The 16,955-nt window shown below is 69.6% G+C and carries 11 protein-coding genes; 8 read left to right on the forward strand and 3 right to left on the reverse strand.

All coding sequences use genetic code 11. The features are described from left to right. Position 1: 1 nt before the first annotated feature. Positions 2-3,220: a helicase-related protein gene (locus AB0M46_RS05495; RefSeq protein ID WP_363333099.1), complete on the reverse strand. Its 3,219-nt coding sequence runs from the start codon at positions 3,218-3,220 to the stop codon at positions 2-4. Positions 3,221-4,065: 845 nt separating this feature from the next. Between AB0M46_RS05495 and AB0M46_RS05500 the strand changes: the two genes are divergently transcribed. Both AB0M46_RS05500 and AB0M46_RS05505 read left to right on the forward strand, forming a co-directional pair. After that, positions 4,066-4,470, forward strand: a complete 405-nt coding sequence (locus AB0M46_RS05500; RefSeq protein ID WP_363333100.1) for a hypothetical protein — start codon at positions 4,066-4,068, stop codon at positions 4,468-4,470. Positions 4,471-4,994: 524 nt separating this feature from the next. Continuing rightward, complete coding sequence (locus AB0M46_RS05505; protein ID WP_363333101.1) at positions 4,995-5,402, forward strand: winged helix-turn-helix domain-containing protein; 408 nt, start codon at positions 4,995-4,997, stop codon at positions 5,400-5,402. Between the two features lie 151 nt (positions 5,403-5,553). Here AB0M46_RS05505 and AB0M46_RS05510 read toward each other — a convergent pair whose 3' ends face one another. Further along, positions 5,554-6,150, reverse strand: a complete 597-nt coding sequence (locus AB0M46_RS05510; protein WP_363333102.1) for a carbon-nitrogen hydrolase family protein — start codon at positions 6,148-6,150, stop codon at positions 5,554-5,556. A 303-nt stretch (positions 6,151-6,453) separates the two neighbouring features. Beyond that, positions 6,454-7,314 (reverse strand): hypothetical protein, encoded by an 861-nt coding sequence (locus AB0M46_RS05515; protein WP_363333103.1) that lies wholly within the window; start codon positions 7,312-7,314, stop codon positions 6,454-6,456. Positions 7,315-8,635: 1,321 nt separating this feature from the next. Between AB0M46_RS05515 and AB0M46_RS05520 the strand changes: the two genes are divergently transcribed. The 6 genes from AB0M46_RS05520 to AB0M46_RS05545 all read left to right on the forward strand — a co-directional run bounded on the left by AB0M46_RS05520 (position 8,636) and on the right by AB0M46_RS05545 (position 16,387). Next, positions 8,636-9,079, forward strand: coding sequence for a hypothetical protein (locus tag AB0M46_RS05520; protein WP_363333104.1), 444 nt, complete (start codon positions 8,636-8,638; stop codon positions 9,077-9,079). 484 nt (positions 9,080-9,563) lie between these two features. Continuing rightward, entirely contained in the window at positions 9,564-10,598 is a 1,035-nt protein-coding gene (locus AB0M46_RS05525; RefSeq protein ID WP_363333105.1) for a DUF4192 domain-containing protein, read from the forward strand. A gap of 264 nt (positions 10,599-10,862) precedes the next feature. Further along, on the forward strand, positions 10,863-12,371 hold the full coding sequence (locus tag AB0M46_RS05530) for a GGDEF domain-containing protein (RefSeq protein WP_363333106.1): 1,509 nt from the start codon (positions 10,863-10,865) through the stop codon (positions 12,369-12,371). 499 nt (positions 12,372-12,870) lie between these two features. Next, positions 12,871-13,437, forward strand: coding sequence for a hypothetical protein (locus AB0M46_RS05535; RefSeq protein WP_363333107.1), 567 nt, complete (start codon positions 12,871-12,873; stop codon positions 13,435-13,437). A gap of 61 nt (positions 13,438-13,498) precedes the next feature. Continuing rightward, entirely contained in the window at positions 13,499-14,839 is a 1,341-nt protein-coding gene (locus AB0M46_RS05540; RefSeq protein ID WP_363333109.1) for a hypothetical protein, read from the forward strand. Positions 14,840-15,220: 381 nt separating this feature from the next. Continuing rightward, positions 15,221-16,387, forward strand: a complete 1,167-nt coding sequence (locus tag AB0M46_RS05545; protein WP_363333110.1) for an ArdC family protein — start codon at positions 15,221-15,223, stop codon at positions 16,385-16,387. Positions 16,388-16,955: the final 568 nt, after the last annotated feature.

Raw genomic sequence — 16,955 nt, forward strand, 5'->3', positions numbered from 1 at the left:
GTCATGCTGTGCGCTCCGTCATGTGTCGCTTCGCCTTGAGGCTGCTGCCCGGGACCCGGAAGATCGCGTCACCGACAATGTCATCGGCGAACAGGAGTGCGGGGTTGCGGTATCGGCCGAACAGCGTCCCATGCCCGTCCTGGCATTGATCGACCACGTAAAGCCAGTAGTCGTCGCGGTGCTGGGTGGCGATCAGGACCTCGTTGCCGGTCATCCGGATGCCGGTGCTCGCCGCGGACCGCCAGATGCCCTTGACCTCGACCAGGCGATGTTCACGCCCGCGGCGGGCGAACAGGTCATAGCCGCGGTTGTCGCTGGCCACATCCGCGACTGCCCAGTCCTGGCTGGTGAGCAGGGCCGTCACGTGTGCCATCGCGACCAGCTCGGAGTCCTTCTCCTCCACGGTCGCCGGCACACCGCCGGGGTGCACACGAAGCCAGGTCACGTGGGTAGGCGGCGACACCTCCACCCTCGACAAGGTCTCAAGCTCCGAAAGTCGCAACGCCACCTGTCCCTCAAGCTGCGCCCGGAGCCGGAGGCGCTCCTGACGATCGGCGATACGCATCGTCAACGTGGTAGGCAATGCCTCCAGGTCTCGACGGGCCCGCGCGAACCATTCGTTGCGGACCTGCTGCTGCTGCGCCTGGGTGCTGGCGGCGAGCTTCGTCGCAGCCTGGTCGGCCGCATCCGTCCGACCGATGTGCGGCCGACCACCTCGCTGGCCCGTCGGCACCAGGTTCGCCAGCGTCTCCCAACGCACCGGATATGCCTGTCCCGTGCCGTCGACCCGGATCAGCGTGGCCCACTGCGTTGATTTGCGACCGCCGGCCTCGCTCAGCACGCCGTGGTAGGCGTGCAGCTCATAACCGGTCACGCTGGTCGGGTCCTCTGCGGCACCCGAACGATACAGATCCGGCGCCAATGCACCGTCGGCCACCGTGATGAGCTCCGCGAACGCGGGCTCGCCCGGACCGAGCGGTATCACGTTGCCGGTATCCACCGAAGCGGCATGCGCGAGCAGCGCGTTGCCGCTCGTCGCGATGAGCGTCGAGGACGCGCCGCCCAACGCCGTGGGCAACGGCGAATCAGACGACAGCTGCAGGATCCCTTCGCCGAGCGCGGTGGGTTGCACACGTACCAGACCGGCATCACCCAGCCGCCGCAGGTACGACTCGACGATCGCGGGATTGATGCGTTCCAACAGGTCGTTCTGCAACAGCGTCAGCGCCGCCATCGCGTCAACCGTGGTAGCGAGTTCTCGGTCGTCGTCGCGGACCTGCTGCGCCGCCCGTTTGAGATCCACCGCCTGCACCTTCCGCGCCGCCTGCTCGGCCGCCGCCCGCCGAGCGGGATCATTGCCGATCAGGTCGAGCAGCCACTGATCGTAGGCGACTCCGGTCAGCTCAGCGACGACGGACAGGCTATCGAAGATCTGACCGCCCAGCTCGTTCGCCGCGGTGACGAAGTTGTCCAGCAACACCGCCATCGTCTGGCCCTCACGGGTGTCCAGCGCGATCAGGTTGTACATCCGGACATCACGGTCCTGCCCCACCCGGTGGATGCGACCCATGCGTTGTTCGAGCTTGACCAGTGACCACGGAATGTCATAGTTGATCAACGTTTGCGCGGCCTGAAGATCGATACCCTCGTTGCCGGCGTCGGTCGTGACGATGATCTGGAAGTCGCCGCGCATGAACGCGGCCCGGATCTCGTCCCGATCCGCATGGGGAATCCGTCCGGAGTACACCCGGGTCGAGAACCCGGCTTTGGTCAGGCGACCGACCAGCCACTCCGCCGTGTCGGCGTATTCAGTGAAGATCACGGCACGTTCCCGGCCACCCGGATGGATGCCATTGGCGGCCAGGCAGTCCTCGGTGAGCCGGCGCCACTTCGACGGCTCGTATCCAGGATCGGCCACGATCCGGTCGATTTGCCCAAGAAGGTCGGTGATCCGGGACTGCTCCGCACGCGCGGCACGCGAACCGGCGGCCACGACCTTGGCCTCATCCCGCGCCTCGGCGTCGGCCTCGTCCTCGCGACTGGCCTCCAGGTCCGCCTCTGCCTCGGTCTGCGAGCCCATCTTCTCCGACCGCCTACGCAGGGTGATCGCCAGGGACGCCAGCGCCGACGCCGCACGCTTGCCGTACACCATCCGCGCCAGCGGCTGTGCCGTCGGTGGGAAGAAGTCGTCCACCATGTCGAGCGCCTGCTGATAGACGCCGAACTCCGGTCCGCTCAGCGGGATCGGAAAATTCTCCGCCTTACGACCCTTGAACAGCGCGGTCACGCCATCGTAGTCGCGCAGATCTTCCTTCATCCGCCGCAGGAAATGTGTCGAACCGGGCCTGAGGGCGGTCAAGTCTCCGTCGGACTTCAACCCCGGGTCCGGGTAGATCGCGGGGTCAGTCAGGTGCAACAGGTGTCGGAACAGCCACTCACTGCCACGATGAGGTGTCGCAGTCATCAGCAGCGCACGTGGCGTGTTTCGTGCCAGCAGCCGGCCTACCTGATGGAACGAACTCGCGGTCGGGGTCATCCTGTGCGCCTCGTCAAACACGACACAGTCCCAGCCCGCCTTGTCCGGCCGAACTGCATCCTGAACAGCGGGGTTAACCGCGGCAAGCTCAAGCGAGACGACCCACATGTCGTGGCCGCCGTCCAGCGCATGCTCACGAACCGTCTCCGCGGTGATCCTTCGCAGGCCGCCGCCGAAGAACCGACCGAAGTCAGCCTGCCACTTCGTCACCAGGTTCGCCGGCGCCACGACCAGAGCACGACGGATCAGACCGAGACGCTGCATCTCACGGAGATACAGCCCGGCCATGATCGTCTTACCGGTGCCCGCCTCGTCCGCAAGGACGAACCGAAGGAAGGGCTGCGGCAGCATCGCCCCATACACCGCGGCGGTCTGATGCGCGTACGGCTTCAATGGAGACGACGCCAGCAGCGAATTCGCGGCGTTGGAGGAGGCGGCACGCATCCATTGCGTCCACATCCCTGCCAAGATCCGCTCAGACGGAGCGCGGCCGTCCTGAGCCAGGATCTCCGTCTTCGCCGCTAGATCAGCCTCCAGCACGATCTTCCGCAGCGCGCCCTCATCGTCAGCCAAATACAGCGTCCATCGCCCGTCGGACATCTGCTGAGCCATGTCAACGGTGAACCAACCCGTCACCGGAGCCCCGGACGGAAGGTAGATGCGCTGCTCAGACTCGAATGCCACCCCGCTACGCTACTTGCTGCCGATCACCCCGCGCCTCCCGCTACCGGTCAGCTCCACCCAACGACACACCGGACGTTCAGTTGGCATGCGACCGAGCAGCGGCTATCCGCACCGCAGCTGATGTACGACGCCCTGGATCCGCCATACCCGGCACCGCGAACTCGCGGATCGCGACATGCGCCGCCGCTGACCACGTCGATCCAGCATGCCACCAAGAGTACGAATGCAGTCACGCTGCGCACTCGGCTGGTAGTCGCTCGATCCGGTCACGGTCAGGTCGACCCCCTCGCCACGAGGGACGCAGGTGTCGGCCGACGGCAGCCGGCCGTGCCGCGCTGCCTTCCGCTCGAGTACCGGCCCTGCCCTGGACCGGCAAGGGCGCCGCGACTGCACCCCGTCACCGTCATACGTAAAGCGACGGCACAGCGGCCGTCGGTGACGGGGCTCAGTCTTGACCCTGGCCTGTCTGCGGGCATCGGGCCGGTCCGCTACGGCGTCAGCGCGACCCGGCCCGGCTTGCCCCGGCCACGCGTCGCGACCTTCGCTCGTGAGGGAGTGCTCGAAGTGTCCGACTCATCAATATCCGTCCGACTCCGTAGTACGCCGGTTCTGCTCGGGATGGTGCCGCATCTGCTGAACCTCCATCCAGCTGACCGTGCCATGGCGTTGTCCGCCGGTGCGAGCGGAAAGATCCAGGTCACCGCTCGGGTCGATCTCGCTACGCCGGCGGTCGCGATCGCCGAGTCGGTACAACAGGTCATCGTCCGGCGCGAGATCCCCACTGTGGTACAGGTCAGTTACGGTCCCCGGGCCACCACATGCCGTCGGCCAGCGGCGGTGACCGCATGACCGGCGACGCCCTGAGGGCAGCTGTGATCCGACTGGCGGTCACCGTGCACCGCATCGGCGGGCCGGGCGAGCCATGGCGGGCCTATCTCGACTTTGGAGACGGACAGCCCACCGTGTTCACCGCTGAAGGCCGGCCCGAGGCCGACGCCCTAAGCGCCTTGGCCGACATGATCATGGGGGTCCTGGCTCGACTGCGGCACCGACCGGTCATTGTCATCGGTGGAGGCGCCGACTACGTCGACTGCATCCACCTGATCCTCGCCGAGGTATCCGGCTGGGTCGTGCACGTCATCCGCGACGGCCACGAAGTGGGTAGCTGGCACATCGACGCAGAGCGGGACGAATTATTGCGGCAGGTTCTCGACCACGTCGGCGGTCAGCCCACCGTCGTCAGGCTCTGATCCCGACGCTGCCACATGCAGCCTCTGTCGGACCCCTCCCCCCGTTTCGCTGCGCTGCGCACTGCCTGAACCGACCGGCACTTTACTACCCGTGTGTGGGCAAGCGGAACGAACGGGTCTCCTGATCGGCGCGGCGGTGGGTGTCTCCCATCGTGAACACCGCCTCCCGCAGCACGGCAACCGCCGCGCCGATCAAACGAGCACAGCCGACTCTCTACAGGATCGATGCCTGCTGCGCCCGCCCGGTCTGCGCGGACTGTCTGTACTGAGTGCCGGCGTTACGCAGGTCCGGTGCTTAGTGCTGGCCAGTGCCAGCAACGTGGCTCGGACGCCATGGCCAGGAGCGGTCGCCGCAGGGCCGGCGCAGATCACGCATCCAATGCCATCGTCGATGCGGGCGACGCCAAAGGGGTGGCCAAACTATCGACCAACGGCCAACTAGCGCGACTGGCCACAAACGGCGGCCCGGACTCATGACCTGCGGCGCTTGACGTAATATAGCCATGTGGCCCTAATATGGGCTGATGAGGTTCGACATCACGTCCGGTACGCGGTACCACCTGATCGCCGACGCGATCCGGGAACAGATCCTGGCCAGTATCTATCCGCCTGGTTCGCTGCTGCCGAGCGAGGAGTCTCTGAGCTTCGACTTCGGGCACAGCCGCGACACTGTGCGCGACGCCCTGGACGTGCTGCGTGCTGAGGGCCTCGTGGTGAAGGAACGCGGACGCCGGGCAATGGTCGCCCCGGTCGCCGAGCGGACCGCGGTGGCGCTCGCCGCCGGCTCGAGCGTGACCGCGCGGATGCCGCTGCGGACCGAGCTGCTGGAGCTCGGCTGCCGGGCGCAGACACCCCTGCTCGTGCAGACGCGACCCGGCGGCACCGTTGTGCTCCACCCAGCGGACCGGGTCCAGCTCGTCGTCACGACCTAAACCGTGCCGCCACCGCACGCCCGCTCGCCCTCGTCGCGCAGCGACGAGGGCGGACCCGGCGCTTCGGGAACTCGACATCGGGCGTCGGGCCCTGCGGGCTTCGTTGATGAGCCGGACCATACGTTGCACGGTTGGTGTCGGACCGCTGGCGTCAGCAGACATCGGCGATGACGATGCCGGTTGTCTGCAACGGCACCTGCGCCACGACCTCACCACGAGGGTTGATGACGCTGGTCGGCCCATAGCCGATACGGTGCTCGTCGCGTTCGCCGGTGACGTCCGCCGACACCAGCCACATCCCGGTCTCCCGAGCCCGTACCGCCCGGATGCGGTGGTGCTCGTCCTTCCACCGTCGTGCGGCGTCCCAGCGCATCACATTCTGCGCCGGCACGAGCAGCAGCCGCGCGCCCTGGGCCGCCACCGCCGAGGCCGCCTCAGCGAATTGTGTGTCGGAGCAGATGTTGATCCCGAACGTGACGCCCTGCATGGCGAAGGCGGGGTAGGCATCGCCGGCGTCGAACACCGACTCGCCCGGCATCAGATGGGTCTTGCGGTAGACGCCCAGGAGCGCACCGCGTGCGACGACTACGGCGGCGTTGAAGTACCGGCCGGCGTGCGCCTCGATGACGCCGAACACGAGCGTCTGCCCGATCGGGCGCAGCCGGCGCAGCACCGCCGTGAACGCCGGCGAGTCCAGGTCCAGCGAATGGCGGCGCACGTGCTCCTCGTCCGGGAGGTAGCCGTGCAAGAAAACATTCCGGGAACAGCAGCAGATCTACGCCGAGCGCGTCGGCCTGAACTGCGAAGTCCTCGATGCAGGCCAGCGCTGTCTCGACGTCGCCGAGCACCTCAGGGACCTGGCACGCACCGACCCGCAAGCTCCCACCCACGCCACGAGCATAGAAGTCCAGCGCAGCATTGGCTGGCACGACTGCGACGCTCGACACGGACCCCGTGCTCTCTCACGTCACCAGTGCGGCAGTCCAGCCTCGACGCCGGGCTGGCCACGTGCCGCAGAAGGGCTCGGCTTCCGCTGGCGCGAGCGCCAAGGTCATGCCGACCGACTTCGGCGGGCGGCGAACTCCTCCTCCGTGATCAGGTGCGCCGCCCACGGATCCTCCGCGGCCCCCGCCCGTACGGCAGCGGGCGCCGCGGGCACCGGCACGACCGTGAGCTGCGGCCGGCCCGTCGCGGGCCAGTCGACGGGTAGCCCCAGGTTAGGGACCGCTCCCGGCTGCGGGCCGGCAACCTCAACCAGGGACGGTGGCGGCATCGGCACCCACACCGCACTGGATGGTCGAGCCCGCCGCCCCGCCACCTCAACCCGGACGTCATGCCCGCGGATCCGGCCGCGCCCAACCCCGAGTCCGTGCCACCGATGACCCGTCACCTCAAGCACCACGTCCACACCCGGCCACAGCCCAGGCGGTCCGACCGGTACCAGGACGCAGCCCCGGCGCCGGGCCCGGGCGATCAGCCGGCCAGCAACGTCCGCCGACACCAGCCCCGGCACGGCAAGCACGACTAGGTCCAGACCGTCGATCAGTGCCGCAGCAACGTCCATCCACTTAGGACCAAGATTGGGAACGAAGGCAAGCTTCGCGAGGTCAATGGCGAATTCGGGCGCAGCAACCGCATTCAGCCGACTCGGACCCAGAACGGCGCACCAGGCGCCGGCCTGCTGCGCCGCACCCAACAACGACAGCAGCAGCGACGTCGACCCGACTGCCGCTACCGACGTCCCACGTCGCAAGCCGCCCTGCGGCAGGAGATGACGCAGCTCGACAGGGGCGGCCAGGGCGTGGGCCGGGTCCGCCGTCCGGTAGGGCACAGCCGAGCCACGATCGAGCACCGCCAGCGAGTCCGCAGTGGCGGCCCTGCGGCAGGCCCTGTCCCTCACCTCATCCAGCACCGTCGCAACGTCGTCGGGCCCGTCGACCCGCGCCGGACCCGGCCACGCCACAGCAGACGTAGCAGCAGCGGCGCGCAGCGGCATCACCAACATCTCCCCTTCGAGCAGCGCTCAGCACGCGGCCGGCCACGCAGGGGAAGAACGCCCGACACCGAACCGTCTTCGAACGAATGTATCAAAAGATGCTGGCGCGCGACCGGCACCGGATGATTCGAAGTGTCGTGTGACTACAGTCGTTAGTTGGCCACGTCGGCGCCGCTGAGCTCGCGTAGCACATACGTTTGCAAGGCCTAGTTGGCCATTCTTACAGGAGCTAGATCTAGTTGCCGCCCGCCCCATCGCGCTGCGCGTGGGTGGGTGCTGGGACCGGCATCCACGGGGGAAGACGCCGGTCCCGGCAGCAACCACAGAACACCGTCACTGATCGCGCCAGATCCCTCACGAAGCGCTTCCGCGGGCGGCTGCGGAGGGCACCCGAGACCAGTACGTGCGCGATACAACCCACAGCATCGCCCCAGGCCGTCGATGGCTTTGTCGGCTCGTCGCTCAGGCCCGTCGCGCACCTGGAGTCAGCGTGCGGATGGGGGCACGTCGTCGACAGGCCCGGCAACGCTACGGCGCTGATCACCGGCAGCGGCAGCCCCTTCACCGCCACGACCCGACGTGAGCAGAGCCTGCCGATGGTCCTTCGATCGTGGTCAACGCTGCTCGACCATGCGATCCAAATGGTGGTGAAGCGGATGCCGGCGTGCGCGGTCGTTCGAGGCCGGTGTGCCGCGGCGAGTGGGACAGGCACTGTCCCGCCCGGTCGTGCCGTCGTCAAGCCGGCCCGGCCGACGATCCCCGGTCGGATCAGCACACCAGGCGGGCCGGCTTGACCCCGGCTGTCCCCGGACGGGCCGTTCGTGCCGTCCCCTCCCCGACGGGCACACCACATCGGTACGCCCGACGGACCTGCACAGCGTTTGGAGGATCTGATGCCGCCCTCTACAAGTGGCTGCGCCTGCGGCGGGCCACGCCGTTGTCGTTGCCGGTCGACGGTGCGCTTTCAACGCTGTCGGCGGTCCGGCAGCCCCCACGCGGCGTCCGCGCGCCGGACCGTCTCGCGTTCCTGAAACCTTCCACATTCGGAGCACGTCATGTTCTCGCCTGACGCCTTCCACGCCGTCACCACCTCGCTGCTCACCACCGCAGGCCAACCCGACCTCACTGACACCCACCGGCGCCGCCGACCCCGCCGCGTCCGGCCCCTGCCCAGGCGCCGGACCGCGATCGCCCGGCACGACAGCCCACCGATCAGGTCCACTATGGACGGTATGACGTGACAGGCGACCCGGACGCGTTCGTCCTGTCCTTGCTGGTCGACCACCTGGCCCGCACCCGCGCCGAGGCACACCGGACCCTGGGGCATCTACTCAGGTCGTGCCTGCTCGACCTGCACGTCGCCACGGCCGCCGCCACCGCCGACCCTGACGGACATCCGCGGGACCTGCACGCGCTCACGATCGCGATCAAGCGCTGCTTGGACACGGTCCGCGCCGATCAGACGACCTTCACCATGCTGTCCCTACTGCAGGTCGCCGCGCTCAACCTGAGGTTCTTGCACCGCGAAGCCGAAACAGCCGACACCGCTAACCCGCTCTACAACGTCACCGACTGGCTGCTGGACGCGATCAGCGCCTGCACCACCCTGCTGCGCGCCGACGAGGCCCTCGCCACCGCCGCCAGCTTCACCACCGGACCGCCACCGCCCGAGCCGACGTGACCTTCACCCGACGGTAAGCGTCGATCAGCTCAGGCGCCGCCCGGACCGCCGCAACAGCCCGGCGAGCCCAAGCCGCACGGTCGCGCCACACCACCGCCTACGCCGACTCCGCTGCCTGCCAGCAGCCGCCGCGATGCCGCCCGCTCCATCGACGTCGAGCACGAATCCCGCCGCTCGACGTCGATACGTTCCCGAACCGACGACCGTAGCAACGGTCACCGGCCGATTGGCCGCGTCGCTGCGAGACCCACGACGCGGCCCGGGGTCGCGGACAGAGCCGTGGCACTGGACACCGCTGCCTGGCCGCGTAAGAGACCTCGGCATCCGACCGTCCGACGACACCGGACGGCACCGCACCGACCGCACCACCACCGCTGTCGACCCGGTCGGCACCGGTCCCGCTCGCCGCCGATCACGAGGCGGTCGATGCGCCGGGCACGTCCGTGTCCCGGGCGGCACACATCCCGACACCGGAAGGAACCCGATGACCTCCACCGACCGACCCACCGTGCGCATCACCGGCCCCGCCGACCTGCTGGCCCTGATCCCATTCGGCCTCGGCTACCAACCGCACTCCAGTCTGGTGCTGATCGTGCTCCACGAAACGTCCGGCATCCGCTTCGGTGCCAGCCTGAGCCTGCCCGGCACGGACGAAGACCTGCAGCCGCTGCGCGCCGGCCTGGACCAGGTGACCGCCAAGATCGACTCGGAGCCTGGCGTCTACGTCACCCTGGCCGGCTACGGCCCCGCCGAGCCTGTCCAGCGCGCGGTCAGCGTCGCGACACAGGCGTTGCACGCGGCGGGCGTCCCGACCGGTGCGGTGCTGCGCGTGGCAGACGGCCGGTTCTGGCACCTGGACTGCGACGACCCGGACTGCTGCCCGCCGGAAGGGACCTCGTTCGACCCGGCCACCAGCCCGGTCACCGCCGCCGCCGTCTTCGCGGGCGTGGTCGCCGAGTCCAGCCGTGACGCGCTCGCGGCCAGCCTGGCGCCGGTCACCGGCCCGGCCCGCGACACCATGATCGCCGCGACCGTCCGGTCCTGCGCGTTCCTCCTCGAACTGCTCGAAAGCGCCGCGTCGGCGGACGGCAGCGACCCGGACACCGCCCTGGACACCCCGGTCGGACGCGCGCTGCAGGGCGCGGCGCGCACCTACCTGACCCAGGCCATGGACAGCTACCGGGCCGGGCAACCGATCGACGACGAGCACGCCGCGACCCTGACCGTGCTGCTGGACATCGACTCGGTGCGCGACTTCGCCGCCCAGGCGGCCACCAGCGAACCGTGGCAGCTGCAGCTGTGGACCGACCTGGTCCGCCGCGCCGAACCCAGGTTCAGCACGGCACCCGCCTCGCTGCTCGCCCTGACCGCGATGCAGACCGGCCGGATGGCCCTGGCCCGGGTCGCCCTGCAGCGCGCCTTGGACGCCGACCCCGAGTATCGGCTCGCCCAGCTGCTCACGGCGACCATCGACGCCGGCATCGACCCGACCACCGTCACCCAGCTCCTGGCCGGCTGACCGGGCCTGGTCGACGACCACGAGGCCCTGCCGTTCGGTCCGTACCCCAAACACCCGGACCAGCCGAACCGGCCGACGCTCGAGGCCCAGGTCCGTGCGTCGCTCGCCGAGAGCGTCGAAGGCCCGCCGGCGCAGACACCGGCGTAGCCCGGCAGGGCGCCCGGGGCCTTGGTGCCCAATCCCGTCGCAAGGCCCTGCCTCAGATCGGTCAAGCGGCCCGCCATCCGGCGGGCCGCTTTTGTTGTTTGTCTGGAAGGAGCAGCCATGAACCACATCACTGCCGGAGTGCTGGCCTGCATCGTCGAACTGCTCCAAGTCGCCGCGTTCAGCTGGTGGTGGCGCCGTCGAGCCGACATGTTCGGCGTCGACGGCCTCACCGGGCTGCGCAACCGGGACGGGCTCTACGACGCCCTGCGCGGTTTGCGGTCGGCGCCGGGGATGCTGCTGCTGGACCTGAACGGGTTCAAGGCGGTCAACGACCACTTCGGTCACGACACCGGCGACGCGATGCTCCGCGGCGTCGCCGCCCGGCTCACCGAGATCGCCCCGCCGAGTGCCGTCATCGGCCGGCTCGGCGGCGACGAGTTCGTCCTGCTGCTCCCCGACGCCATCACCCGCGACCAGCTCATCGAAGCCGCCGGCCTGGTCCGCGCCGCCGTCAGCCGCGCGCAGCCGCTCCCCACCGGCGACGGTACCGGCGGCGACCGCCCGGTGCCGGGGGTGTCGTGCGTCGTCGGGCTGGCGCTGCCCGGCGCGCTACCGGATCCCAGCAAGCCGTTCCGGGCCGCGGACATCGCGCTCTACCACGCCCGCCACCACGGGCTGCCGTACGCGCTCTACCAGCCCGGCATGACCCACCCGGCCGCCGCCGACCGGCACGGTGACCGCCTCCGCGACCGCCGCCCGGCACCTCCCACGGTCGTCTTCGACAACGCCGCCTTCCACCAGCACACGGAGCCTGACCACACGCACCTCACTGACGCCGAAATGCTGCGCCTGGAACTGGCTGGCGACCCTCAAATGTCCGGATTCCCGGAGTTCCTTCAACCGCACACCCACGGCTTCGGCACCGACGTCGCCGACCTCGTCCAGCACTGCGCCGAACTCGGCGTGTTCCGCTGGCGCGCACCGATCACCGCAGTCGTCGCCGAGCCGACCACCGTCGGCGCGTACCGCGACGGTGGCCTGCGGGTGCTGGTCACCGTCAACGGCACCCTGACGCTCGCCTCACCACAGTGGCGGCCGGACTCGTCGACAACCCGCCACGACGGGCCGGTCGCCTCCACCGCAGCGGTCCTCGACGCGATCGCCGCTCTCGCCAGCCAGCTCTACACCACCTACGAGACGACCCTCGCCGCACCAACACCGGGCCGGCCACCGACCGCCACCGCCTCGACTGTCGCCGACCTGACCGACACCACCGGGCCCGTGCCGACCCCCGGGACGACGTTCACCGCCGCGATCGCCGACCTGCGTACGGCCACAGCCCGGGCCGGCTCCGGCACCCTCACCCCGCCACAGACGACCGAGGCCCTCATCGCCGCCGGTGACCTGGCCACCCGGCTCGACCTGCGCGCCTTCGAGGTGAGCACCGACGTCGGCAGCGACGACCTGAAAGAACTGGTCGTCATGACCGTGCACGGCGTCGACCTCGAGATCCGGGGCCGTTACGGCCCACACGGCGTCCAGGAGATCTACGTCCACATCGACGACCGGCGTCCCGAGGAGGAGACCGCCGGGGTGCCGCTGGTGGTGGAGGTGTACCCCTCGTAACCGCCACGCAGGGCCAGCGACGCGCAGCCGAAGGCGCACCCGTACCTGTAAGCCGCGGTAGAGATCACCCCGGCTGCGGCTGCGGCGGAGGCGCGTACGGAACCGCACCGACGTATTCGGCATGGTCGGCGCGATTCGGGACCGCCACCCAGACATCCGCGTTCGCGCCGCAAGCGCAGCCCGGCTGCTGACATCGCCGCTGGTGCGTCCTGGTGCCGTTGCACGGCTGCGGCCTGACCTCATGGACTGGTTCGAGGACGCACGCTCCCGCCCGGGCTGTCCGCCGTCAAGCCCTGTTCGGGCCGGCCACCGGCGGCGGACCGGCCACTGCGGTGCCCGGCCTGCCCCAGGGCTGTGACGGCGCATGGCGCTCGGCGGGCTGCGGGTCCTCATCACCAGCGCCCATCGGCGGCCACGCCACCGTCGGCGACGCAACCACATCGCTGCCGCATCCGGCGTCACGGTCGCCACCAGATTGCCACCCGTTTGGAGACCCAACATGGACCAGTACGACGAGACCGATGCAGTGACCGACCGGCGCCGGCCGGGCTGGCGGGCGCGGCTGATCGTCGACGACGACGCCGGCCAACCATGGGGCGACGCCCTCGCACCCGCCCTCCTGATCGACCGCGACCGGTCAGTGCGGGTCGCCGCCGACGTGTATCAGGACCAGCACGCCAGCCACATCAAGTACGCCTGGCAGCACTTCAACGACCACGACCTGTTCGCCCGCTACCTGCGGCTGTCCCACGGCACCACCACCGTCGCGACCGTCACCAGCGGCGACACCACCGTGCTCACCTTCGACACCAGCCGCTACCGCGAACACGTCGGCATCACCGGCGCCACCGACCTCACCGGCGAACGCGACGAATGGCAGGCATGGCTGGACGGCGACGTCTACGGAGTGATCGTCGAACACACCACCACCCCTCACCACAGCATCCACTGTGGACATATGCAGGCGCCCGAGTGGGTCGAGGTCGATGCCTGTTGGGGCTTCTACGGCCCCCGCTACGCCACCGAGCAGGCCCTGCACCTGCTCCGCGCCGCCGCCCGCAGCTGACCACACGCCGCTCTGCGCCGCACCGCCTCGAACCCCAGATCACCGCGAGAGGAACCCGACCATGACCATCAGCAGCGGGCCGTTCCCCGCCGACCAGCAGTTCAGCACCCGGTGGGGTGTCACCTTCACGCCGTGGCACGACCCGGACGGCCGAATCGGGTTCCGCGCCAGCCGCGGCGGCCTGACCATTCTCGTGTATCTGACCCTGCCCGCTGACCCCGGCGACGGCGAGGAGCCGTCCGTCGACGTGTGCACCCGAACCAGCGACGCCGGCGAGCACGACCCGGACACCCACACCGGCACCGTCCGGCTGGACATGATCGGCCCGGTCACCGTCCACCCATGGACTGACGGGTTCAGCGTCGGCTGGCACGTCGTGGGCCTATACGACAGCCGGTACGTGTACCTCACGCCAACCGTCGACGGCCGCCCGGACGACGACGTCGCCGACGTATACGTGTACGCCAGCGACAGCGACAACCCGCGCGACGCTGACACCGCGCTGTGGCTACCGATCCACGACCGCACCGCCGAACTGCTCATCGCGGCCGGGCCGGTCACCGGACCGGGCGTCGTGTTCGACCCGGCCGCATTCGCCGACTGGTTCCGCACCGTGGACACCCAGCAGGCGCTACCCCGGCTCGCCACCGCCCCGTACGACCGAGCCGACCCCGACGACAGCGCCGGGCTGCGGGCGCAGAAGCTGCTCATCGACCGTCTCCCGGCCACCGTGTGGCGGCTCGGCGCCGGAGTGTCCGACGTCGCGGTCTGGCCCACCACCGACGCGAGACGCACCCCGGCCGGCGACGGCGGGGCCGTGCTCACCGTCCGGTACGGTCCCGTCGACCTCAGCGCGGGCCACCTGGCCCCCGACGAACTGATCCCACGCTTGTGCATCGCCGGCGGCGGCACCGTCGGGGCCACCGCGCTGCACGCCGCCATCCAGGCCCTCACTGCGATCGCCACCCGGGTCAACGACACGATCCGGCACTTCGTCCAAGTCACCGACCAAACCGCAGCAGACGCCACAACGCCAGCCGCGACAACCTTCGAGACCGCCGAAAGCGGCGCCCGTGCAGCGCAGCAGCCGGCCGCGGCCCCCGGCATGGCCGAGTCAATGACCGCAGCACCCGACGACGACGCACCGGGCGGTGTACCGGTCAGTCTCGTGACCGGTTGGGCCACGCAGACGATCCTCGTTGACCCGGATCTCGAGGACGCCGTGGTGTTCGTGACCGTCGGCGACCCGGCCGGCTACCCCTTGGACATCGTCGGGATCGACTTCAACGCCGGCACTGTCGGCGTCTGGGCCGGGCCCAACGACAACCAGGAGTGGACCGTGGTCCATCACCTCGACGCCGACCAGATCCGCGACCAGGGCCAGCCTGCGACAACCAGCTGAACCCGGTCCCCTGTCGCGGACATGGCGCATCTCCGCCGATGCCCTGTCGACCTTCGCCGCAAGTGTCGACAAAGGACTCGCGGCAGACACCGTATCCGAAGGTTGCTCGACTGGCGGGACATCAGTGCGTCTCCGACTCCCCACCGTGGACTTCACGGATCACTGGATGAGACCGAACGTGCGAGCACTTGCCATACCGCTCCCGGTCGCGCGTCACGCCACACCTGGCAGACGGCCGCCCAGAGGACCCGGCGGGTCGGCGCGCCCCGGGATCGGCGACGTGCCCTGCCGGGATGGCGCTGTCCCGCGGCGTACCTGCTGCACAGCGTCGCAACACAACCGGGACGCCGCGCACACAACACAGAACAGGAGACCCATGTCATGGCCAGATCCAGCACCGCACAGGAGCGAGCGGAATTCCTCGAACACGCCCACACCGACTTCGAAGCCCGCCTCACCCGGATGGCGGCCGAACCGGCGCACTGGATCGAGTTCCTTGACACGGTCGCCCTCTGGGGCGCCCGCTACAGGACCATGAACCAGCTGCTGCTGATGATGCAGGCCGCCGAACGCGGCATCCAGCCCCGATACTTCATGCCCTACGGCAAGAAGGACGGCAGCAGCGGCTGGCTCAAACACGGCCGGCAGGTCCGCAAAGGCGAGACCGGCTTCAAGGTGTGGGCGCCGAACCGGCGCCGCCCGACCAAGGCGCAGGCCACCGAGTGGGAAGCCGCCGGGCGGAAGGTCCGCCGCGACCCGGACGGCCGTCCCGCCATCCAGCTCGTCGGGTTCCTCCTCGAGTCGACCTTCGACATCAGTCAGACCGACGGGGATCCATTCACCGTGCCGACCATCCAGGTCCTCCGACGGCGCAGGGTCACCGCTGCCGGTCTCCCGCAGCTGCTCACCGGAGACGACCCGACCGGTGCGTTCGACGACGTGGTCAAGCTCATCAAGGACGAGGGCTACAGCTTCGACCTCGTCGTACCCGGCAGCCGCTACCTCGGCGACGCCAACGGCGTCACCGTCGCCGGCACCAGACGGCAGGTCCTCCTCCGCGACGGCATGTCCCCGGCCCAGCTAGTCAAAACCGGTCTGCACGAGCTCGGCCACATCCGCTGCGGCCACCTCGGCGACGACCAGGACGGCGTCATCATCCACCGCGGCCGGTGCGAGACCGAAGCGGAATCGGTCGCGCACATCGTGTGCGCCGCGCTCGACCTCCACACCGCCGCCTACAGCGACGCCTACGTCCTGGGTTGGGCCGACGGTGACATCAGTCTGGTCAAGCAGACCGCTGACACGGTCCTGCGCGTGGCCAAGACCATCCTGGGCGACCTCACCGGCGAGCTCGACACGACCGATGACAACACCGCACCACCACCGGGAGCGCAGACCAACCGGCGGCCGTACCGACCGCAGCACCGCACCGACGACGCTCATACGCCGCCGAGTGTCCCTTGTAGACGACGCAGCGTCGGCCCGTCGTGCTGCCGCCAGCACGGGTTACAGGCCCGACGTCACCGCAACACGGCGCCGACGACGTGACGTCGGCGATCTCCCGCCCCTGATCCGGGCGTGCCGCAGCTTGCGTCCACGCCCGGATCTTCGACGTCCAGGAGGCGTTTGGTATGCCACATCGCGTAGTGCTGAGCCTCGGTCTGGGCATCGATTCGACCGGGATCTTGGTCCGCTGGCGGTAACCGCCAAGGACCAGTTCCCGCACTGCACGACCGCCAGCTGATTCCGTGCCGCACTGTCGAACTGAACTGCGGCCGTCCGCCACGGGACGCCGGTAGCGGCTCACGGCGGTGCAGGTGCCATCGCGGTGGCACCTGGTCTGGGGAACGTCCGGGCGCGGCTGCCCTGCCGTGCTTGTACCGTCCCCGTCCTCGCCCGGCAAGCCCGCCGGCCAGCACCCGGACCACAACATTCCCGGCGGATAGACCTGCGGCCCGGCAGACAGCAAGGCGGCCGGCGGGCCTGGCCTGGCCACGGCCGTCGGGACGGTCCGCACATCGGGTCAGCGCGGCCCAGGACGGCATCCCGCCCCGGGTCGCCCACCCGCACGGACCGCACGCGCCTCGTCTCGCCGGCCACACCCGGCCGGGACCGC

The organism is Dactylosporangium sp. NPDC051485, from assembly GCF_040682015.1.
Lineage (GTDB): Bacteria > Actinomycetota > Actinomycetes > Mycobacteriales > Micromonosporaceae > Dactylosporangium.